Origin of the sequence: Devosia sp. (assembly GCF_036563435.1) — a bacterium.
Taxonomy (GTDB): domain Bacteria; phylum Pseudomonadota; class Alphaproteobacteria; order Rhizobiales; family Devosiaceae; genus Devosia.
This window is the reverse complement of record NZ_DATCMJ010000018.1, coordinates 646315-669504: the sequence shown is the minus strand read 5'-3', so window position 1 is coordinate 669504 and position 23190 is coordinate 646315. Positions and strand designations below refer to the sequence as shown.

At 62.0% G+C, this 23190-nt stretch carries 7 protein-coding genes; 5 read left to right on the top strand and 2 right to left on the bottom strand.

Annotation, left to right across the window (positions count from 1 at the left end; translation table 11 throughout):
- Nucleotides 1-15: 15 nt before the first annotated feature.
- The 5 genes from VIL88_RS15620 to VIL88_RS15600 all read left to right on the top strand — a co-directional run bounded on the left by VIL88_RS15620 (nt 16) and on the right by VIL88_RS15600 (nt 15067).
- On the top strand, nt 16-8961 hold the full coding sequence (locus VIL88_RS15620; protein WP_331990478.1) for a peroxidase family protein: 8946 nt from the start codon (nt 16-18) through the stop codon (nt 8959-8961).
- 92 nt (nt 8962-9053) lie between these two features.
- Complete coding sequence (locus tag VIL88_RS15615) at nt 9054-10784, top strand: type I secretion system permease/ATPase (protein WP_331990476.1); 1731 nt, start codon at nt 9054-9056, stop codon at nt 10782-10784.
- Nucleotides 10781-13012: a calcium-binding protein gene (locus tag VIL88_RS15610; protein ID WP_331990474.1), complete on the top strand. Its 2232-nt coding sequence runs from the start codon at nt 10781-10783 to the stop codon at nt 13010-13012. Before VIL88_RS15615 ends, VIL88_RS15610 begins: the two co-directional genes overlap by 4 nt.
- A gap of 21 nt (nt 13013-13033) precedes the next feature.
- Nucleotides 13034-14383: an HlyD family type I secretion periplasmic adaptor subunit gene (locus VIL88_RS15605; protein ID WP_331990472.1), complete on the top strand. Its 1350-nt coding sequence runs from the start codon at nt 13034-13036 to the stop codon at nt 14381-14383.
- Nucleotides 14384-15067 carry a response regulator transcription factor gene (locus VIL88_RS15600; protein WP_331990470.1) on the top strand — a complete coding sequence of 228 codons (684 nt, stop codon included), beginning with the start codon at nt 14384-14386 and terminating at the stop codon, nt 15065-15067. It begins immediately after the preceding gene.
- 41 nt (nt 15068-15108) lie between these two features.
- Here the strand turns inward: VIL88_RS15600 and glmS are convergent, their stop codons facing one another.
- Entirely contained in the window at nt 15109-16935 is a 1827-nt protein-coding gene (gene glmS, locus VIL88_RS15595; protein WP_331990468.1) for a glutamine--fructose-6-phosphate transaminase (isomerizing), read from the bottom strand.
- A gap of 145 nt (nt 16936-17080) precedes the next feature.
- Nucleotides 17081-23182, bottom strand: coding sequence for a cadherin-like domain-containing protein (locus tag VIL88_RS15590; protein WP_331990466.1), 6102 nt, complete (start codon nt 23180-23182; stop codon nt 17081-17083).
- Nucleotides 23183-23190 lie beyond the last annotated feature (8 nt).

Genomic DNA, 23190 nt, shown 5'->3' with positions numbered 1-23190 from the left:
AGTTGGGAGGCGACTATGGTTACCTACATCAAAAGCGACCTGGAATTCATTCTCAAGCAGATCCAGCTTGCGGAGGCGCATGCGGCAGGCACGCCGCTCTATGGTCCGGGCGGACTGATCCCGACCTACAATCTTTCCTGGGGCCTGCGCGCCGTCGATGGCTCGAACAACCACCTGCTTCCAGGCCAGGAACGCTGGGGCGCATCGGACACCCCGTTCAACGAGCTGATGAACCCGACATACCGCACCATCACGATGATGATGGATCCGGATGGTCCGAACGGCCCTGCGCCGACCATGCCTGTTTCGATGCCCTACACACCGGGCAATGACGTCGATGGACCGGGTACCTTCGCAGGCCCGGGCGATGTCATCGATCCAGGCGTCCGCACGATCTCGAACCTCATCGTCGACCAGACGCTGGCCAACCCCGTCGCCATCATGATCGCGCTGCAGCGCGGCGGCGTGCTGGCGACACAAGCTGAAATCAACGCAGTTACCGGCGAAATCACCGCCGCCTTCAAGGCAATCGCGCCCCTGTTCCAGGCGGTCAACCAGGCCCAGGTCGCGCAGGCGGCAGCAGAAGCGGCTCTCAACGCCAATCCGACGGACCCGGGCCTGATAGAAGCCAAGGCCACGGCTGACGCTAACCTTGCCACGGCCCGGCTCAACCTTGCCGACGGTAATGGGGCGCTGGATACGCTACTGACTACCTATAATATCGCCATGGACGGGCAGAACATCAGCCTGACCAATGCCGCACCGGACGAAGGCCTTTCGGCGCCGTTCAACTCCTGGTTCACGCTTTTCGGACAGTTCTTCGATCACGGCCTCGACCTCGTCAACAAGGGCGGATCGGGCACTGTGATGATCCCGCTGAGCCCGGATGATCCGCTCTACATTCCCGGCAGCCCAACTAATTTCATGGTGCTGACCCGCGCGACCACGACGGCTGGACCGGATGGCCAGTGGAATACGATTGACGACGTTCGTCCGATCAATACCACGACCGCTTATGTCGACCAGAACCAGACCTACACTTCTCATCCTTCGCACCAGGTCTTCCTTCGCCAATATGTGATGACAGCCGATGGCCCGCTTTCTACCGGCAAGCTTATCGAAGGCGCCAATGGCGGCATGGCTAATTGGGGTGAGGTCAAGGCCCAGGCACGGGACCTGCTCGGCATCCATCTGACCGACCTCGATGTGGGCACGGTGCCGCTGCTACGCACCGACGCCTATGGCGAATTCATCCGTGGACCGAACGGCTTCCCGCTGATCGTGACCGGTATTGGTCTCGACGGCATCCCGAATACTGCTGACGATACTTTCATCGAGGGCGATCCCGATGCCAATGGCGGCCTCGGTGTATCGCTGGCTACTGCCGTGCGCACCAACCACGCCTTCCTTGCCGATATCGCCCACTTCGCCGTGCCCGATGGCATCGCGGATGGTGACACCGAAGTCGGCGGCAACATTCCGGAAGACGGCTTCTACGACAACGAACTGCTCGACGCGCACTTCATCGCCGGCGACGGCCGCGCCAACGAGAACATTGGCCTCACGGCCGTGCACCATGTGTTCCACTCCGAGCACAATCGTCTGGTGGATCACACCAAGGCAACGGTTCTGGCAACCAACGACCTCGCATTCATCAATGAGTGGCTGGCCGTGGACGTCCAGGTTGTGCCGACCACGCCCGAGGCTATCGCAGCCCTGGTGTGGGATGGCGAACGCATCTTCCAGGCGGCCAAGTTCGGCACCGAAATGCAGTATCAGCATCTCGTGTTCGAAGAATTCGCCCGCAAGATCCAGCCGAACATCAACGTCTTCCTGGTGCCCGATGGCTTCGACACCATGATGGACCCCTCGATCTTCGCCGAGTTCGCCCATGTCGTGTACCGCTTCGGTCACTCCATGCTGACCGAGTCGATCGACCAGTTCGACGAGAACTTCAACCCGAACCACATCTCGCTGATCCAGGGCTTCCTCAATCCCGGCTCCTTCAACGGGCCTCACGGGGAATCCGACCATGACCTCGCCGCCGGTGCCATCATCCGTGGCATGACCCGTCAGGTCGGCAACGAGATCGACGAGTTCATCACCAGTGCCCTGCGCAACAACCTGCTGGGCCTGCCGCTCGATCTTGCGACTATCAACCTGACTCGCGGCCGTGACGTCGGCGTCCCCTCGCTCAATGAAGCGCGCCGCACCTTCTTCACCATGACCAATCAGGATGCCCTGCTCACCCCCTATGCGAGCTGGGTGGACTTCGCCGGCAACCTCAAGCACGAAGCTTCGATCATCAACTTCGTCGCGGCCTACGGCACCCATCCCCTGATCACCGGGGAAACCACGGTCGAAGGCAAGCGCGATGCTGCCATGACCCTGATCTTCGGCGAGGCTATCGGCAAGTTCGCGGCAATCCCCGGCTTTGTTGTCCCTGCCGACGCGACGGATTTCCTCAATGCCACCGGCGCTTATGCCGGGGGCTCGTTGGGTGGCCTCGAAAATATCGATCTCTGGATCGGCGGCCTTGCAGAAAAGATTATGCCGTTCGGCGGCATGCTCGGTTCCACCTTCAACTTCGTCTTCGAAGCCCAGATGGAACTGCTCCAGAGCGGCGACCGCTTCTACTACCTGCAGCGCCTCGACGGCCTGCATCTCTTCGGCGAAATGGAAAACAACTCCTTCGCCGCCATGATGATGCGCAATACCGACGCGACGCACCTGCCGTCCGACGTGTTCTCGACGCCCGGCTTGATCCTCGAGATCGACCGCACGCGCCAGTACAATCCGGGCCTCGGTGAAGAAGCGGGTGCCGATGGCATACTCGAGGACGATCCGGAAACGGAAGTCAACGAGAGCGCCGACAACCTGGGGGTCGATCCGGTCGGGACCAGCATCCTCGTGCCACTGGTGGTCCGCAATAATCCGGCCACTAGCGGCACCGACACCAACTACCTCAAGTACAATGGTGGCGATCACGTCGTCCTGGGCGGCACCGATATCGGCAATGCCTTCAACCCTTCAGGCAATGACATCCTGATCGCTGGTATCGGCGACGATACCGTCTATGGCGACAGCGGCAACGACGTCATCGAAGGCGGTTTCGGCAATGACATCCTCAATGGTGGTGACGGCGACGACATCATCAAGGACATGGGCGGCGACGACAACATCAAGGCCGGTAAGGGCAATGACGTGGTGCACGCCGGCCCCGGCCTCGACCTCGTCATGGGCAACGACGGCCATGACTTTGTCTTCCTGGGTACCGACATGGGCTCGGAAGTCTTTGCCGGCACCGGCAACGACTACATCTACGGCAACCGCAACGCCGAACGTATCCTCGGCAACGAGGGCAATGACTGGATCGAAACCGGTACCTTCGACGGCGCTCCCGGCGACAACTTCGACGAAGTTTTCGCCCATGACGGCATCGACGGACACGACGTGTTCCTCGGCGACGGCGGGTTCGACGAATTCATTGGCGAGGGCGGCGACGACATCATGGTCGGCAGCACCGGCCGCGGCAAGATGGCCGGCATGTCGGGCTTCGACTGGGCGACCTACAAGGACAGCACCTTCGGCATCAATGCCGACCTGTCGCGCCCCATCGTCTTCGACGAAGCCCCGACACTGCCGGCAAATGCCGCGCTTGATGAATATGCGTCAATGGAAGGGCTTTCAGGTTCCAAGTTCAACGACGTGCTCGGCGGCTCCAATGCGCTCGGCTCTGAACGCCTGCCCTTCGACCCCAATGCGCCTGCTGGAACTACTGGCCAGGAAGGCTATCGCGGCAGCCAGGTCACTAAGGAAAGCTTGCAGCTGATTTCAGGACTGGCCGCAGTCCTCGGACTGACGACAGAACAGGTCAACGCGCTGGCCAATGGCGCCAATGTCTTCAATGCCGGCGACATCATCCTCGGCGGCGACGGCAGCGACGTCATCCAGGGCAACGCCGGAGACGACATCATCGATGGCGACAAGTGGCTGAACGTGCGCATCGCCGTCCATGCCCAGGTCGGTGAAGATGGCGGCGTTGGCGCGGTCCTCGAATACCACAACAGCATGACCACGCTGGCCGCCAAGATGTTCTCCGGCGAAATCAATCCGGGCCAGCTCCGCATCCATCGCGAGATTACGACGGCTGGTGCGGACAATGTCGCCGACATCGACACCGCCCGCTTCCAGGGCGCCCGCGGCGAATACACCTTCGGCGCTACCGCCGACGGCCAGGTCATCGTCAGCCACGCCGTGGAAGACTCCCTCGATGGCACCGACAAGCTGCGGAACATCGAAAAAGTTCAGTTCGCCACCGGCAGCGCGCTCAATATCATCGTGGGCACGCCCAACAACGACACCCTCAACGGCACGGCGACCGGCACCGACCTCGACGACCTAATGCTCGGCCTCGCCGGCGCAGACACGCTCAACGGCGGCGCCGGCAACGACATTCTGGTCGGTGGGGCTGATGGGGTGAATGTCACCAATACGACAGCCACCTATGCCGATGACTTCAGTATCCTGAACGAGAACGAAGGAAGCGCGAACTTCTCTGGCAATTGGAATGAAGCCAACGACTCTGGTGGTTCAACTATAGGGCAGATCCGTATTGACGCCAACAATAGCAATGTCATGCGCTTTCACGGTGGCACCCCAGCCGGGGACTACAATGGCGCTCAGATCACGCGTGGCATGAACCTTGCGACCGCGAGCTCGGTGACGATCGCCTACTCGGCTGACCCCGACAGCATGGAATCCGGCGAAACGGTTACGGTGCAGTTCTCGGCGAACGGCACCACCTTCACCGATCTGCAGGTCATGACCGGAGATGGCGCCTCGGGCAACTACAGCCACACCATCACCGGCCCCTTTACGGCCAATGCCGCGATCCGCTTCATTTCGACCGCAATGAACGAAACCAACGACATTGTCACCATCGACAATCTCGTCATCACCCGAACCACCACGACCAGCACAGCGGCTGGTGACACTCTCAACGGCGGTGCTGGCGACGATACCTACTCCTTCTCGCTCGGCGACGGCAACGACGTCATCAATGAAACTGCCAACAACGGGGCTGGGGATCGTATCTCGATCCTCGCTCCAACCACGGGCACCGACATCGATGGCCTGCCGGTCCAGACCATCGCCGCTCTGAACATCGTCGACAACGATACTGGCACCAACAACGGCGATCTCGTCATCAACTATAGCCTGCCGGACGGTGCGAACTCCGTCGCCCAGTCTATCCGGGTGGTCAATCACTTCGACGGCACCAATGCGCAGTCGGGCGTCGAGCTCATCAACTTCAATGGTGCGCTCTATAACGGCTACCAGCTGCTCGGCGACTATGCCATCAGCCGCGCCGACCCGACGGGCAATACCCGCACGGTCGACCTGTCAGCCTCCACGGTCAACAACCTAGTGGCCGGCGAAGACGGCGAAAATGATGCCATCGCCGGTGGCTTGGGCAACGACGTGATCTTCGGTGGTGGCCAGGGCGATGATCTCACCGGTGGTGCCGGCGACGATCTTCTGGTCGGCGATGCGGGCGATGACGAGCTCGATACCCGTATCGACGCTGGCGGCGATTTCGGCACCGCGATAGGCGCCGATACCATGGTCGGCGGCGCAGGCAACGACACCTACGGCGTCGATGACCTCCTCGATATCGTCGTCGAAGCGCTCAATGAAGGCACTGACACGGTCGAAACCTTCATGACCGAACTGTCGATCGCCAACATGGCCAATGTCGAAAACCTCACCTATCGCGGTGCCGACGCTGGCGCCTTCGTCGGCACCGGCAACGCCGGCAACAACACCATCACCGGTGGCGATCTCAACGACACGCTGAGCGGCCTTGCAGGTGCTGACCGTCTAGTTGGTGGCCTGGGTGCCGACAACATGAACGGCGGCGAAGGCAACGACACCTATGTCGTCGACGATGCAGGTGACGTGGTCAATGAATCGACCGGCCTCCCGGCGGATGTCGATACGGTCGAAGCCTCGATCAGCTACACCCTGGCAGCGGGTGTCGAAAACCTCACCCTGATCGGTGGGGCTGACATCAACGGCAACGGCAATGCCCAGGCCAACGTCATCAACGGCAACGATGGGATCAACCAGCTGTTCGGCGGCGCCGGCGACGACGTCATGAATGGCGACGACGACAACGACGTGCTCGATGGCGGCCTCGGCAACGACGTGCTCAATGGCGGAAACGGCAATGACACGGTGATCGGCGGCGCAGGCGATGACACGATCAATGTAGGCTCTGGCAACGACACGATCCGCTACTCGGCGACCGGTTTTGGCAACGACACCATCACCGGCTTCGATGCCAATCCTACTCAAGGTGGACAGGACCTGATCGACCTGCGCGGCCTCGGCCTCACCGCAGCGATGATCGGGACCGCCAATACCTCGCGCATCCATATCCAGGATATCGAGGACGGCGCGGTCGACGACACCTTGATCACCATCCGCGACGCTGTTGGCGCCACGGTCGGCACGATCAGGATCGAAGAAGTCGAGAACACCAACTTCAGTGCCACCGACTTCATCTTCGATGCAGCGGCTCCTACGCCCTTCGGCGCACCGACCGAAGGCGCCAACACCATCACCGGCAACGCGGCGGCCAACACGATCAACGGACTTGGCGGCAACGACACCCTCAACGGCGCCGGCGGAGACGACGTCATCAACGGCGGTGAAGGCGCAGATGCCCTTAACGGCGGCGATGGCAACGACACCCTGAGCGGTGGCATCGGCAGCAATACCGGCAGTGCCCTCGACCAGTTTGGCACGGGTTCCTTTGCCAACAACAACGGCTCCCTGTCCTTCTCAGGTAACTGGGTTGACAACGATCCGGGCCAGGGTGCCAACGCAGCCACATCGGGCGACATCACCGTCAGCAACGGCTGCCTGCAGTTCAACCAGAACATCGATGGTGGCGAGAGCATCGAGCGCACCGTTAACCTGACGGGTGCAACTTCTGCCACCGTGACCTTCACCTACGAGGACGACAACCTCGATGGTGGGCAGACCGTCATCGTTCAGGCCCGCAACCTCACCAACAATACTTGGGTGACGCTGACAAACGGCACCCTAGGCACGGGCGGAAACGGCACCTTCAACTTCACGGCGACGCTTGCCGCCAACCAGATCGGCGCCAACACCGCCATTCGTTTCCTGACTACGGGCGACGGTAGCAACTGGGACAGTGGCGACAACTTCTATGTCGACAATTTTGCGGTGAACGCCACCATCCCCAACCTCAATGCTGGCGTCGACACGATCAACGGCGATGCCGGCGACGACACCGTGGTCTGGAACGCCAATGCTTCCGGTCCGACCGATGGTCGCGACCTGGTCGATGGCGGAACCGAAGGGGCGGCTGGCGATACTTTCTCCATCATCGGCAATGACTCTGCAGAAACCTACCGCATCTACACCAGGGCCGCATGGCTCGCGGTAGCCGGCAACCTCGCCAGTTCGCTAGCAGCGGGATCGGAAATAGTCGTCACCCGCAACGGGAGCAATGCCGCCTCGATCATTGCCGAACTCACCGAGATCGAAGAAATCCGGGTGAACGGCGCCGATCCGGCCGGTCCGGGCAGTTCGGGCGGCGACAGCTTCGAGGTGATCGGCGACTTCTCCGGCACGAGCCTGCGCCTCAACACCATCACCATCGATGGCGATGCCGGCGACGACACGATCGACATCTCAGCCCTCTCGTCTGCCCATCGTATCGTGTTCCGCTCCAATGGCGGCCATGACACGATACTAGGCACCCTGCGGCCCGAGGATGTGATCGAACTCGGCGATGGCGCCGATCCGGCAAGCTATACCTCCACGGTTGTGGACGGTGTGACCACCCTCTCCAATGGCGAACACAGCGTCAGCTACCGAACCACCGGCAGCGGTCCTCAGATCGGTGACGACGACGAGGATGAGGACGAGGATGAAGACGACCAGGACGTCGATGACGATGATGATCTGGACGACGAAGACGATCACGATGAAGACGACGACGGCTCGGCACCAGTAAATACCGGCAACGTTCTGGGTACGGGTAGTGACGATGTGCTTCTGGGCACCTCGGGCGGGGATCTGGTCTTCGGCTTTGCCGGCACGGACTACATCATCGCCGGTGCCGGGGTGGACGTGATCCGCGCCGGAACAGGCAATGACTTCGCCGATGGCCAGGCGGGCAGGGACATCCTCTTCGGCGACGACGGCAATGACGACCTGTTCGGTGGCGACGATGATGATATGATCTACGGCGATGCTGGCAACGATCGCCTGTTCGGCCAGAATGGCAATGACCTGATCGACGCTGGAGACGGCAACGACAGTGTCTTCGGCGGCAGTGGCAACGACATGTTTGCCGCCTCGCAAGACGACGGCAATGACACCTACTACGGTGGTGACATCTCGGGTGATGCCGGTGTCGATACCCTGGACATGGGTTTCCTCACCGCCGGTGTGAATGTCGATTTGGGCACCGGCGTCAACGGACGCGGTAGCGCCGTCAGCAGCCAGAGCGGTACCGACACGCTCTACGGCGTTGAAAACGTCGTCACCGGATCGGGCAACGACCGCCTCGCGATGAGCAACGCCGTCAACGTGGTCGACGGGGGAGACGGGGAGGATGTGTTCGTCTTCGGATCGACCACCGCGGCCCATGGCGACACGATCCGTGGCTTCGAGGCCGGCGACAAGATCGACCTGTCGGGTATCGATGCCAATGTCGGCACTGCCGGCAACGACACCTTCACCCTGCAGTCCGGCCAGGCGGCCACCGCACCCGGGCAGATCATGGTGACCCACGAAACCCGGGAGGACGGCGAATACACGGTGGTCTCGGGTAATACCGCCGGGGACGGCGCCCCTGAGTTCCGGGTCAATATTGCCGGGCACCATGTGCTCACCGGCTCGGACTTCAACCTCTAGCCTCCAACTAGCCCGGCCGGTGCCACACCGGCCGGGTTTTTTGATTTCCCACCTTTTTGCGGGCGCACATCATGGCATCAACGAGCAAAGCAATGGCCGAGCAACGCGGCAACGACATGTTGCGCAAGCAGTTCAAGAGCATTGCGTTTTTTCTGTTCTGGATCTCCGGCATCATCAACGTCCTGGCACTGACCGGCTCGTTCTACATGCTGCAGATCTATGATCGAGCACTCACCAGCGGCAGCATCCCGACCTTGGCTGCCCTCTCGATCCTGGCTATCGGGCTGTACCTGTTTCAGGGCATTTTCGACGTCATTCGCAGCCAGCTCCTGGTTCGCATAGGGGCGCGCTTCGACCGCCTGCTGTCTCCCATTGCTCATCGGGTGAGCGTGGACATGCCCCGTTTCGGCTTCTCCACCGGCGAGGCGCTGGAGCGCGGCCGCGACGTAGACACGGTGCGCACCTTCCTTGGCGGGCAGGGGCCGGTGGCGCTTTACGACCTGCCTTGGGTGCCGCTCTACATCCTGTTCGTCTACTTCCTTCATCCGGTCCTTGGATCCGTCACGCTGGGTGGTGCCGTTGTTCTGACGCTGCTGACGGTTTGGACGGAGTTCAGGTCGCGCAAGCTCGCCACTGCCGCGCAGCAGGCTAACCTCCAGCGCAACGCCATCGCCGACTCCAATACGCGCAATGCCGATATTCTCAAGGCCATGGGCTTTGCCGGTCGCGCGGTAGCACGCTTCAACGAAGCCAACCGTGAGCATCTGGATCTCCAGACCCGCGCAAGCGACGTGATCGGCACCTTTAGCGCCTTCTCACGCGTGTTGCGGATGATCCTGCAGTCGGCACTCCTCGGTCTGGGAGCCTATCTGACCATCCAGGGCCAGATGTCGGCCGGTGCGATCATCGCGGTTTCGGTGGCCTCGTCACGCGCCCTGGCGCCGATCGACATGGCAATCGCCAACTGGAAGGGCGTCGTTGCCGCGCGTCAGGCGCTCAAGCGCCTCCGCGATACCATGGTGGCTCTCGCTGGCCTCACCAAGCCGCTCGACCTGCCACCGCCGTCCAAGTCCCTCAAAGTCGACAAGATCACGGTTGCAGCGCCCACATCTGGGCGAGTGCTGCTCACCGACGTTGCGTTCGAGCTCAAGGCCGGGCAGGCCCTGGGCGTCATCGGCCCTAGTGGCGGCGGCAAGACCACGCTCGTACGGACCCTTACTGGCATCTGGCCGGCGCTGCGGGGCACCGTTCGCCTCGACGACGCGGACCTCAATCAGTGGGACGAGGACAAGATCGGCCAATACATTGGCTACCTGCCCCAGGACGTGGCTTTGCTCGACGGCACCATCGTCGAAAACATCACCCGACTGGCGCCGGATCGCGACGCGCGTGCCATCGTGGCGGCCACCAAGGCGGCGGGTGTGCATGAGATGATCGTGCGCTTGCCCGATGGTTACGATACGCAGCTGGGCCCCATGGGCACGGCATTGTCGGCCGGTCAGCGTCAACGCCTGGGCCTGGCACGCGCGCTTTATGGCGATCCTTTTGTGGTGCTGATGGACGAGCCCAACTCCTTCCTCGACGCCGAAGGAGAGCAGGCGCTCAACGAGGCCATTCGCCAGGTCCGCGCCCGCGGCGGCATCGCGATCGTCATTGCCCATCGACCTTCCATCCTTGCCGAGGTGGATATAGTCGCCGTCATTCAGAACGGCCGCATGACCGCCTTCGGTCCCAAGGAAGAGATCGTCGCCGGTCAGCGCCAGGCCAATGCCAACAGTCTCAGACCGGTTGAGCCTCGCGTGGAAGCAGGGGTGCCAGCATGATTATCCAGGCCAAAGGGAGCCGGCCCGAAGAGGCCGACGACCCGCGCAAACGCTATGAATCGCCCGCCGAGAAGCTGTCTCGACTGCCAGCATATTTTGCGATGGTGATCCTGGGGCTCGCCGCCTACCTCAAGAGCGCAATCTCGGCGACCTCGCAGCCCGCTGGTGCTCCGGCAGCTGACGATCCTGCGGATAAGCCGCGTTCGCATCTGCCACAGATGGGAAGATTGGAGCGGCTCGAGCGCGCCGCGGAGATTGATGATGTCGAGACCGGGAGCATTGGCGACGAGCCCGCGCAGAACAGCATTGCCGGAACAAGCACACCATGGATCGAGCTTTTCAACCCTCCGCCACCCAATGATTTGAGCTATTCGGCCACCTCGTTTGAGCATCTCGGGGCAAAGGTGACGGCCTTCTTTCCTGCGGCGTTCACCTACCAACCACAAAACGACAACACCGCGCCCGCAAGCGAGCGCCCGCGATCTTTGGGTCCCACTGCGCCCTCCAATGAAAATGAGGGCTCAAAGCCGCCCAGGAGCCCTGAACTGCCGCCGGCCCTCACCGACGACAAGGACGATGACGACGAGGACCCCAGCGAACCGGACGATGACGAAGACGATGACCAGACCACGGTCGCGAACCGCGCGCCGGTGGTTGCCGGACCGGTCCGCCTGCACGACGTCTTTGCCGGGCAGGTTGTGCTGTTCGGTCTGTCCCACCTCCTTTTCGGTGCCAGCGACCCCGATGGCCAGGCTCTTAGCGTCAAGGATCTGACAGTATCCGGCGGAGAAGTCGTTCCGACGGCCAATGGTTGGAGCTTCGCCACGCTACCCGGAATGCTCGGGGTCTGGACCTTTGTCTACAAGATCAGCGATGGTCTCGTGGATATCGTTCAGACCGCAACGGTGGAGGTTGTCCGCAACACGGTCGTGCTGACGCCTGGCCATGACGTCTTTATCGGCACTGCCTATGACGATGACATCGACGGCAAGGCGGGGAACGACATCATTGATGCCAGAGCCGGCAACGACGTAATCGATGGCGGCGAGGGAGACGACCATCTGCAGGGCGGCGCCGGCGACGACCAACTCTTCGGTGGCCTCGGCAACGACGTCATCTTTGGTGGCCACGGCAATGACGTCATCGGCGGCGGCCAAGGCGACGACCGGCTCTTCGGCGAAGCCGGGGACGATGTGATCGAAGGCGATGCCGGCGACGACCTGCTGATGGGCGGCGATGGCGGCGATATCCTCGACGGCGGCGATGGCGATGACACCCTGCTTGGCGAGGCCGATGACGATGTGATCCATGGCGGCGCGGGTCAGGACGTTGCCGACGGTGGCCTTGGCGCCGACGTCATCTCTGGCGACGCCGGCGATGACGAACTTGCCGGCGGCGAAGGGGACGACGTTATCGACGGCGGCGATGGTCACGACACCCTCGTTGGCGACGCCGGGAACGACACCCTCCTTGGAGGCGTCGGTGACGATGACCTGTCTGGCGGAGCCGGAAACGACAATATCGAAGGCGGCGAAGGCGACGACACGATTGCGGGGGACGGTGGAGACGACACGATTGCGGGGGACGGTGGAGACGACATCCTGCGCGGCGGCGCCGGTGATGACACAGTAGCGGGTGGTGATGGCGAAGATCACATCATCGGCGGTGCAGGCTCTGATGACATCGATGGCGGCACAGGCATCGACACACTCGACTATTCCGAGATCGAAGACGACCTTGTGGTCAACTTTGTCGAGGGTGCCGCCACCGGCAGCGGCATCGAGGTCGATACATTCAGCAGCATCGAAAAGGTGCTGGGTGGCATGGGTGATGACACCTTCATAGTGGGAGCCACCGCGACGATCATCAGCGGTGGCAGCGGCGACGACCTGTTCGTCTTCACGGTCGAAGAGCAAGATCCGCTCGTCAGCCACGATCTGGTGCACCAGATTCTCGACTTCGTCATCGGCGACCGCATCCATGTAGCCGACTACAGCATCTCTCGCCGCGTCGAATTGACCGAAGAAGAACGTTTTGGCGACCTTTACGACGCCTTGGACGGCGCTCCAGCCTCGGGGAGCTTCCCCATCAAGGTCAGCTATGGCCGCTATGACGACATCGACACCTCGATCATCGAGGCGGATGCAGATGGTGACGGCAACTACGACGTCGCCATCCGTGTCGACGGACTGCACCTGCCGTTCCATTTCGAACACAACCTCACGTAAGGCAAAGGCGGAATACGCGTTATGACCACGATCGACAGCTTGTCTTCTTTTGGTGAAACCCCGCCGCGCCGCCGCTCCAAACCGCGAGACCGGGACAGTTTTGCGCTTCGCGGGAGGGTCATCGCCGGCAGTGTCTTTGCCCTGCTGCTTGTGGCGGGTATTGGCGGCTGGGCGGCCACGGCGCGTCTCTCGGGCGCGGTTATCTCGGCCGGCACCGTATTGGTCGAAGAAAACCTCAAGGTGGTCCAGCATGTCGATGGCGGTGTGGTTCGCGCCATTCTCGTCAAGCAGGGCGACGTCGTGGCCAAGGATGATGTCCTGCTCCGCCTCGACGACGTGCAAATCCGGGTGGAGAAATCCATCCTTCTGGGCCAGTTGGCGGAACTCACCGCGCGCCAGTCGCGGCTTCAGGCCGAGCATGCATCTTCAGGGACAATCGCGTTTCCGCAGGACTACCTCGAACACTTCCCGGAAGCCGACCTGATCATGGACGGGGAACGGCAACTGTTCGACAGCGCGAGGCGCGATCAGGCTTCGAAGCGTGCCCAGTTGCAGCTCCAGGTCGAGCAGCTGCAGGAGGAAATTGTCGGGCTCACGGTGCAGGCTGCAGCGCTCTCCGACGAAGTCGGGCTGATCCGCGACGAGCGCGCCCGCATGGAGGTGTTGGCGCAAAAGGGTCTCATCGAAACGACGCGGCTCAACACCACGGATCGCGAATTGGCGCGGATGACCGGCAGCCAGGGGGAAATTGCCGCCAGCATAGCCCGGTCGCGTGCACGCATCAGCGAGATCGAGCTGCAGATCCTGTCCATCGACGAACTTGGTGGAACCGAGGCATTACGCGAACTGCGTCAGGTCGAGGCACGATTGGCCGAGCTCCGAGATCGCCTGACCGAAGTCGATGCCCGGCTGATCCGCACCGAGATCCGGGCGCCGGTGAGCGGCACGATCAACGAGCTGTCGGTGACGACGCTGGGGGGTGTGATAACGCCTGCCGAAAAGCTGCTGACGATCGTACCGACCGATGCAGAGCTCAAGATCGAATTCAGGGTTGCGACGCAGGATATCGACCAGATCCGCATCGGCCAGCCGACCAAGCTGCGCTTTTCGGCCTTTAACCAGCGCACGACGCCTGAGATCGACGGGATTGTAACCCGCATCTCGGCTGCCGCTACCGCCGACCCCAGCAACGGGATGAGCTTCTATGTGGCGGAAGCGGAAGCAACGGGCGATCTTTCCCAGCTTGGCAGCACAGGTCTGGTTCCCGGCATGCCGGTCGAAGTGTTCGTCGCCACGGCGGAAGAGGTCGCAATCGCCTATTTCGCCAAGCCTTTTACCGATCAGGTTGCTCGTGCCTTCCGAGAGGAATAGATGCCTACTTCTTCGCCGACCAGCACCGTCACCATTTCCGATGATCATCCCATTTTTCTGCAGGGCGTCGAGGATGTGCTTCGGCGGCATCTGGATTTGCAGGTTGTAGGGACGGCCATCTCGGCCCAGTCGACACTTGAACTGGTGGTCGCGCAGAAGCCAGACCTGGCAATCCTCGACCTTTCGATGCCGGGCGATGTGTTCCAGACCATAGCCGATATCGCCTCTGCCGCGGTTCGAACCCGCACCCTTGTCTATACCGCCTACTGCAGCGTGGATTCCGCCGTGCGGGCGCTCGACGCGGGGGCAACGGGCTTCGTGCTCAAGACCGATCCTGTGGAGGAGCTTCTCTATGGCGTGCGGGGGAGCATCCGGGGAGAACTCGTGATCTCCAAACGCTTCTCGGCGGAAGTCCTCAAGGCCATGCGCGCCCGGCTCAAGGAGGCGCCTCAGGATCACTTCGCTACCCTCAGTGCGCGCGAAACCCAGATTGTCGGCCAGCTCCTGCTCGGCCATACCAACCGCGAAATCGCCAAGACGCTGGGACTGACGGAGCAGACGGTGAAGCACTACATGACCGGGCTCATGCAGAAGCTCGACGCGCGCAACCGCGTCGACATCGTCATCGCCGCCAAGCGGCTGCAGTCGGCTCAGGCTGAGTGGGGCCAGCAGCTCGCGATGTGAGAAATGGCCGGGTCACCGGCCATTTCTCTTCCCGTAGCGGCTTATTCAACAGTGACGGACTTCGCCAGGTTCCGGGGCTGATCGACATCGGCGCCGAGCTGCGCGGCCGTATGGTATGCCAGGAGCTGGACCGCCACGGTCGCCACGATCGGGGCGACAAAAGGATGGACCGTAGGCAGGATAACCGTTTGCGTGGCGGTGTTGCCGTGGGTGGTGGCTCCGGCGGCATCGGTAATCAGGATGATCTTTCCGCCACGAGCCTGCACTTCCTGCATGTTGGAAACCGTCTTGTCCGATAGCTCGTCCGAGGGCGCGATGACCACCACAGGCATTGTGTCGTCCACCAGCGCAATCGGCCCATGCTTGAGTTCGCCGGCGGCATAACCCTCGGCGTGGATATAGGAGATCTCCTTGAGCTTGAGGGCTCCTTCAAGCGCGATCGGATAGAGGGCACCCCGGCCCAGAAACAGCACATCCTTGGCCTTGCTCACGCTGCGGGCGATCTCGGCGACGGCGTCACTCGCCTGCAAAGCCTGGGCGAGAGCCCCGGGCAGCGCCGTCAGCGCCTCAACCAGCTCGTGGAACCTGTCGTCGGACAGAGTGCCGCGAGCCCTTGCAGCGACGAGGCTGAGGCACGCCAGTGTCGTCAATTGAGCTGTGAATGCCTTGGTGGACGCAACACCGATTTCCGGGCCGCACAACAATGGGAAAACCGAACCCGACTCCCGGGCAATGGTCGATTCTGCCACGTTGACGACGCCAGCAATGTGCTGGTCGTTGCTGGCGCAGTAGCGTAGAGCCGCCAGAGTGTCGGCCGTCTCGCCCGATTGCGAGACGAACATCGCCAGCCCACCCGCCTGTAGCGGCGGCTGGCGGTAACGAAACTCGGAGGCGACGTCGATGTCGACGGGCAGGCGCGCCAGGCTTTCGAACCAGTATTTGCCCACCAGGCCTGCCAGATAGGCGGTGCCGCAGGCAGAGACAGTCATGCGGGGCAGGGTGGTAAAGTCGAACGAGAGCTGTTCTTCCTGTGCCAGGCTCCGTTCCGCTCGATCGATATAGCGGCCGATCACCCTGGAGACCGCGTCGGGCTGCTCGTGGATCTCCTTGAGCATGAAGTGGCGATAGGGACCCTTCTCGATGATGTTGGAAGAGGTTGTGCTCAGGTGCACAAGCCGGTCGACTGCTGTGCCGGCGCGGCTGCGAATGGACGCACCTTGCTGTGTGACAACGGCCCAGTCGCCTTCTTCGAGATAGGTCACGCGGTCGGTGAACAGCGACAGTGCGAGTGCATCGGAGCCGAGGAACATCTCGCCTTCGCCATGGCCGATGGCAAGGGGAGACCCCTGCCGGGCGGCGACGAGAAGGCCGTCCTCGCCGTGAAACAGGAACACCAGGGCAAAGGCGCCCTGCAGCCGGCTGACCGTGGCCTGCACCGCTGCCACCGGGGCCAGGCCCAAATCCATCCAGCGCGTGACCATCATCGCGACCACTTCGCTGTCCGTCTGTGAGGCCGGCAGGTAGCCGTCGGCGGCAAGCTCGACCAGGAGCGACCGATAGTTCTCGATGATGCCATTATGAACCACGGCGACGCGAGGCGTGGCGTGCGGATGGGCATTGATCTCGGTTGGCGCCCCATGGGTGGCCCAGCGGGTGTGGCCGATCCCGATTATCCCACCGACCGGCTCGAGCTGCAGTTTGGTGGCCAGGTTGACCAGCTTCCCCGGGCTACGGCGGCGCTGAATTGCCCCCTCATCGAGTGTGGCAATGCCGGCGCTGTCATAGCCACGATATTCCAGCCGGGCCAACGCGCTCACCAGCCGATCCGCAATCGGTTGTCGCCCCACAATGCCAACGATGCCGCACATATTCCCTCTCCAGAGCCCAAGTTTCAGTCTGGTCCAAGGCTAGTGGGTGAGGGGATTCGGGACATTGACGGCAGTCAACGGTCAGCGGGAACAGCAATGCCCGGCAGGGTCTGCCGGGCATCGAGGTAGGCAGGACGGTGCTACCCTAGAGGTTGAAATCGCTGGCCGTCAGCGGCACGAGGCCCGTCAGCTCGACCTGGAAATCGGCAATGCGGTCGCCATTGATGTCACCCATCACGATGACCTTGTCACTGGCCGTTCCGGCCGGATCCTCCTGCACCCAGCGGATCTGGCCACGCGTGCCCGTGAAGGCAGCCCCTTGCGTTTCGAGGAAGCTGAAGGCCTGGTTGCCGCTCAGATTGGTATTGCCATCGATCGCGGAGAAGTCGAACCTGTCCTCGCCATGGACGAAGTCGGTAATCACGTCCCGGGTCGAGACCGTGTTGCCGATTTCGCCAGACGTATTGAAGATGAAGACGTCGTTGCCTTCCCCGCCGGTCATGACATCACGCCCACCGCCACCGGTGATCCGGTCTGCACCCGAGCCGCCAATCAGCGTATCGGCGCCGCCCATGCCAAGGAGAAGGTCGTCGCCTTGGTTGCCCTCCAGCCGGTTGGCTGCCGAAGAACCGGTGATGAGGTCAGCGCCACTGCTGCCTCGGACATTCTCGATCGTGGCCAGCGTGTCGGCTCCCGTTTGAGCACTCGTTGCGGTGCCATTGGTTAGATTGACGGTCGCCGCAGCGCTTGTGCCCGACAGGTCATAGGTGTCCGTGCCGGCATTGCCGGAGTAGCGGTCGTTGCCGTCGTTGATCGTCGCAACGAAAGTGTCGCTGCCAGCCCCACCACCGGCGACATCAGCACCTTCGTCGCCGAAGATCGTATCGTTGCCGTCGCCTGCCGAGATCGTGTCGTTGCCGGCAAAGCCGCGATAGGTGTCGGAACTGGTCCGCCCCGCAAGCGTGTCCGCCCCGGCCGTGCCCAGCATTGTGTTGGAGACGAGCAGGTCCATGGAGGCGGTGCCCTGCGCCAGCTTGATGCCTGCGGTCGCCGTATAGGTGAAGGTCACGGCGGTAGAATTGTTGAGCGGTGGCGTATAGGTCCATTGCCCGCTGCCCGAGGACACCAGCGTTCCTATCGATGCCGTCACGCCGGTGATCGTCACCTCACCGGCAAGGGCTGAGCCGACGATCTCGGCCGTGGTGAGGATGCGCGATGTATTGGCGGCGAGAGGGGAAAGTGTGGTGGCGGGCAGGACGTCAACCACCTGACTGCTTGGGACGGAATAAACCGTCTCCCTGGAGCCGCGACCGTCGCGATAGCTGACGGCAACGCGAACCTGCTGGTCCGCATCCGCCTGGACCAGGCGATAGGTCGAGCCGGTGGCGCCACTGATATTGGTGAAAGTGGTGCCGCTACCACGCTGCCACTGGTAGGAAAACGTCCCGAGCCCATCGGCATCCTTGATCAGGGTCGTATTGCTGCTCAGGAGCGAACTTTCAGTCGCAACCCCGCTGATGGTGGGCGCTCCGGTCGGCGCGTCGTTGGCATTCAGCACCGAAATGGCCAAAGCCTTTGCTATGCTCGTCTGCCCATCCGTGGCGGTGATCACGAGCGAAATCGCAGGCGTCGTTTCGAAGTCGATGACCTGGCCAGCTTTCAAATGGAGGGCACCGGAACTCGGGTCGATCTCGAAGCGGGCGTCGGACACGCTGAGTGTGTTGAGCCGGAAGGCCTCCGCAAGGTCAGGATCGGCGACACTGAGGTCCGCTACCTTGGTGCGGGCGGCCGTATTTTCGGCAACGGCAACCAGATTGGTCACCGTGATGGCGGTGGGTGCGTCGTTGCCGTCCAGGGTGGAAAGGGTGATGGCCTTGAAGAAGGTGACGTTTCCATCCACGCTCACGAGGGTAAGCGCAATTGTCGGCGTCATTTCGAAGTCGATCGACTGGCCCGCCTTGAGATAGAGCGCACCCGACGTCGAATCGATCTCGAAGCGCGAGTCGGACACGCTGACGACGTTGTTGCGCAGAAGCGGATTGGTGTCCGGGTCGATGACGGCTATATCTGCGACCTTGAAGCGGGTCGCGGTGTTCTCGGGGATCACGGCCATGTTGGATAGGACGATATCGGTAGGCGCCAGGTTGAGCGGCACCTGCTTGACTGAGACGCTATGGCTGCCGATGGCGCCGATATCGATGGTCATGATATCGCCTGCCTGGTTGACCACGGTGGCTCCCGTAACCGCGTAGGCAAAGCCGGCAGTCTGCTTGAGGTCGATGACCACCTTGCCTTCGCCGGCAATCGTGAAGTCGAGGTCAGTACCGTTGCCGGTGAGCGAAAGGAGCTGCGCGCGAGAACCGATGGAGGTGATGTGCGTGACATCGGCCGCCACCGCTCCAAGCTCGACACTGAACACGCCGCCATCGGCGTCGAGGAATACGCTGTCGCCATCATAGGCGTACCAGTTGGTGACCGCGGCGATCGTCTTGCCGCCCAGGTCGTCAAGGTTGAGGGCGAACGTGCCGAGCGTTCCTGCCTGTGGCGTGGAATTTATGGTGATGATGTCACCGGAAACCGAGTAACCGAACGAGGCCTGCTCGAAGGCCTTGATGCGGGCGGCCAGGTCCGCCAAGGTCACGAATTCAGTGCCGGCCGCATGGGCAGCGGCGATGAAATTGGTGAACATCGCCTGGGTGTAGGGCGAGGGCTGTCCAGCATCGAGACTCCAGCTCGTGACGCCATAGTCATGCCAAGGCCAGACCACGATGGGCATGTCGGAATTGGCGTTGAGCTGCGTCCACTCGGCCGCCCACTTGGCTTCCGCCTGTGCTGCGTTGAGGCCGAGCCATCCCATCAAGGTGAAGTCGAAGGACATATTGGGCGCAATATAGACCCTGCCCGCATCGGCCGGCGACAGATAGCCGATGGCTCCGGGATAGCCGGCACCCAGCATCGACGCGCCGCCGCTGAGATAGTCATAGTACTGGATGATGGCCCGCGCGGTTTCGAGGTTTTCCGGCATGCCGGGTACCGCCGCGCCGGTGACCGGAACGCTCAGGTTTTCCGACAGCACATGGCGCGAGGTGCCAAACTGGAACTGGAACGAGGCTTCAAGGATCGCCTTGGAGATCGGATCGAGGCCAGATGGATTGGTGGAGGCAAGGGCCGTCTGAAGCGTGGCGTTGATCTGCGCCACCGTCATTTGCGAGAGCGACTGGATCACGGCGGGATCGGCGCCGGAGCGCATGCAATAGGGGCAGAAGCAGGCTGCCGGATTGTCGAGCAGCGCCGCGTATTGGGCGATGCGCTGGTTGAGGACCTCTTGCGTCACCACATCGGGTAGGAGCAGGTTCGTGTCCGACGGATGGCTGTAGGAATGGGATCCGATCTCGTTCCCCATGTCGAGCATGGCCTGGTAGTAGGGGTTGGAGATCAGCCAGTTGGTCTCCTGGTCCGGCGAATAGAGGCCGACATTGATGTAGTAGGACCCGACGAAATTGTAGTCGGTCTTCCACTGCTCGATGATGGGGAGCATGGCGTCATAGATGCCGCCATCGACGTCATAGGTCTCCTGGCTCTGGTCCATGTCGTTGCGGGAGGCAAAGAGCGAACTGTTGCGCGTCATGTGCAGCGACACGGTCGGGCCGCCGCCCTCCTCGTTCACCCAGTCGATGGCCTGGCCGAGCAGGTTCACGTCGCCGAGCATGGCCTCGGTCGAGAAATGGACGTTTCGGCTACCGGTCACCGAACCGAGCACGGCAGCGTGGGACACACCGTTGACGACCTGCTCAGCAATCGTTGTGACCTGTCCCCCATTGGAGCCCACCGGTGTGAAGTAGGAGGTCGCATTGTACTGACCGGAATAGGTATGGATGGTTCCGCCATTGCCATAGCCTTCGGTGATCGCGTGGCCTTCAGCCATTGCCTTGACCACGGCCGTCACGCCGGTTTCACCGCCCGTGCGCTGGATGCCGAACAGCGACTGCATGATCGCATAGGCATTGCCGGGCAGGCTGTTGCCGGCTGCATCATTGGTCATGAAGTCGCCCGCGGCGATCAGCGACACGTCATACTGATAGACGAGCTTGGTCAGGACATCCTGGATGGCCGCATAGTGGGACGGCACATTGCGGAAGGATGGGAAGATAATGGTGTCATAGTTCACCATCTTGGCGAGGTCGGTCAGGTCGGCTTCCGTTACCAGGTCGAAGGGTACACCGGCCGCCATGGCCTGGCTCTGCGCCGCCATCACCAGCTGTGAATAGGCCATCTGGCTGAAAAAGTTGTTGGCCGTGGTCTGTGAGAAGACGATGGCGACCTTGTTGCCTGTCTCGGTTGCCACCGGCAGGGAGGCCGGATCATAGATCGTATAGGCTGGTGACAAGTAGTTTGCAGGCAGGAACACGCTGTCATTGACGTCAGCGAGCACGCTGACGGCATTCACCCTGGCGCCCAGCATCGCCTTGGGCACGGCAAATTCGATGCTCCTGCCGTCCGGTGCGATCTTGAAGTCGATCGCGCCGACCAGCGTCTGACCCGCCCCGCCGGTATAGAGCCGCGCCACTCCATCTTGGCCGATATTGACGTTGAACTCAGCGCCACCGGCATAGCCGAAGATCTGCGTGCCGGTGGCGGCGTTGCCATCCGTATTGAGCCAGAAGGTCGTGTTGGGGCCGATGCTCACCGCGCTCTTGAACCCGAACGTATAGGCGTCATCGCTGAAACTGCCGTAGAACTCGTAGCCTTCGACGGTGGTCATGGGCGTTTCAAGGCGCTGGTTGCTCTCCCATTCCGACAGGATGCCGTCGAACTTGCTGGCGGGGATCGAGGCGGGATCGACAAGGCTATAGCCCCCGCTGGCAAAGCTGGCGGGGAGAAAGACCGCATTGTTGATGTCCGCCAGGAGGCTGACGGCAGTCACGGAGGCGCCGATCAAGCTACGCGGAACAGCGAATTCCATGCTCAAACCATCCGCGGCGATCTTGTGGTCGATCTGCCCGACAAGGGTTTGTCCATCGGCGCCCGTGTAGAGTCTTGCCACGCCGTCGGCACCGATATTCACATTGTACTCGGCACCCCCGGCAAAGCCGAAAATCTGGTGGCCTGTTGCTGCGTCCTTGTCGGTGTTGAGCCAGAACGTGGTCTCGGCTCCGATGGCCACGGCACTCCTGACACCGAACACGAAGCTGTCGTTCTGAACGGCGCCATAGAGCTCGTAGCCTGGGACCGCGACGGCTCCGTCGATGCGCTGGGCGGCAGTCCATTCCGTTAGCAGGCCATCATAGGGCCCTTCAGGCACCACAACGGGGGCGGTCAGCACATAGCCACCGGCTGCATAGCTTGGCGGAAGAAAGATCGAGTTGTTGATGTCGGCCAGCAGCACCACCGAGGTAACCGCTTCTCCGAGCAAGGCCTGCGGCACGGCGAACTCGATGCTAAGCCCACCCGCCGCAATCTTGTAGTCGATGGTGCCGACAAGGGTCTGCCCGTCTGCGCCCGTATAGAGCCGAGCTATCCCGTCCGGACCGATATTGACGTTGAACTCCGCACCGCCGGCGAAGCCGAAGATCTGGTACCCCGTGGCAACGTCGTTGTCGGTGTTGAGCCAGAAGGTGGAATTGGGCCCAATGGGAACGGCGCTGCTGATGCCGAACACAAAGCTGCCCTCGGCCACCTTGCCGTAAAGCGCATAGCCGGCAACTTCGTTGGCCGGCGTATCCAGCCGCTCCGCCGCAGTCCACTCGGTGAGCAGTCCGTCGAATTGTCCGGCGGGCGGTGGTGTCGTGATCGTGTAGGCGGGATAGCTGTAGTCGACCGGCAGGAACACGGTGTTGTTGATATCGGCCATGATGCCGACGCTGGACACGCTGCTGCCGAGCAGGATCTTGGGCAGTGCGATTTCGAGGACCTTGCGATCTGGGCTCAATGCATATTGGAGATCGCCGATCAGTGTCTGCCCGTCGGCGCCGCTATAAAGGCGAGGAATTCCGTCCGCCCCGAAATCGACATTGAACTCCGCGCCGGCGGCAAAACCCCACACCTTGTATCCCGTTGCGGTATTGGCGTCAGTATCGAGCCACAGCGTCGAGCTGGCGCCAATGGCCACCTCGGACTGGAGAGCGAAATAGAACACCTCCGACTCGAGCCGGCCATAGAGTGAGTAGCCAGCCACAGCAGTAAGGGCAGTTTCGAGGCGATCCTCGTTGGTCCAGTCGACCAGCGTTCCGTCCAGAGCAATGGTCATGATCGTGT

Excerpts from the sequence above, each read along its gene's own strand:
- VIL88_RS15600 (WP_331990470.1), top strand. The coding sequence starts at position 14,384 with ATGCCTACTTCTTCGCCGACCAGCACCGTCACCATTTCCGATGATCAT.
- VIL88_RS15620 (WP_331990478.1), top strand. The coding sequence starts at position 16 with ATGGTTACCTACATCAAAAGCGACCTGGAATTCATTCTCAAGCAGATC.
- VIL88_RS15615 (WP_331990476.1), top strand. The coding sequence starts at position 9,054 with ATGGCCGAGCAACGCGGCAACGACATGTTGCGCAAGCAGTTCAAGAGC.
- VIL88_RS15610 (WP_331990474.1), top strand. The coding sequence starts at position 10,781 with ATGATTATCCAGGCCAAAGGGAGCCGGCCCGAAGAGGCCGACGACCCG.
- VIL88_RS15605 (WP_331990472.1), top strand. The coding sequence starts at position 13,034 with ATGACCACGATCGACAGCTTGTCTTCTTTTGGTGAAACCCCGCCGCGC.
- VIL88_RS15590 (WP_331990466.1), bottom strand. The coding sequence starts at position 23,182 with ATGACCATTGCTCTGGACGGAACGCTGGTCGACTGGACCAACGAGGAT.
- glmS (WP_331990468.1), bottom strand. The coding sequence starts at position 16,935 with ATGTGCGGCATCGTTGGCATTGTGGGGCGACAACCGATTGCGGATCGG.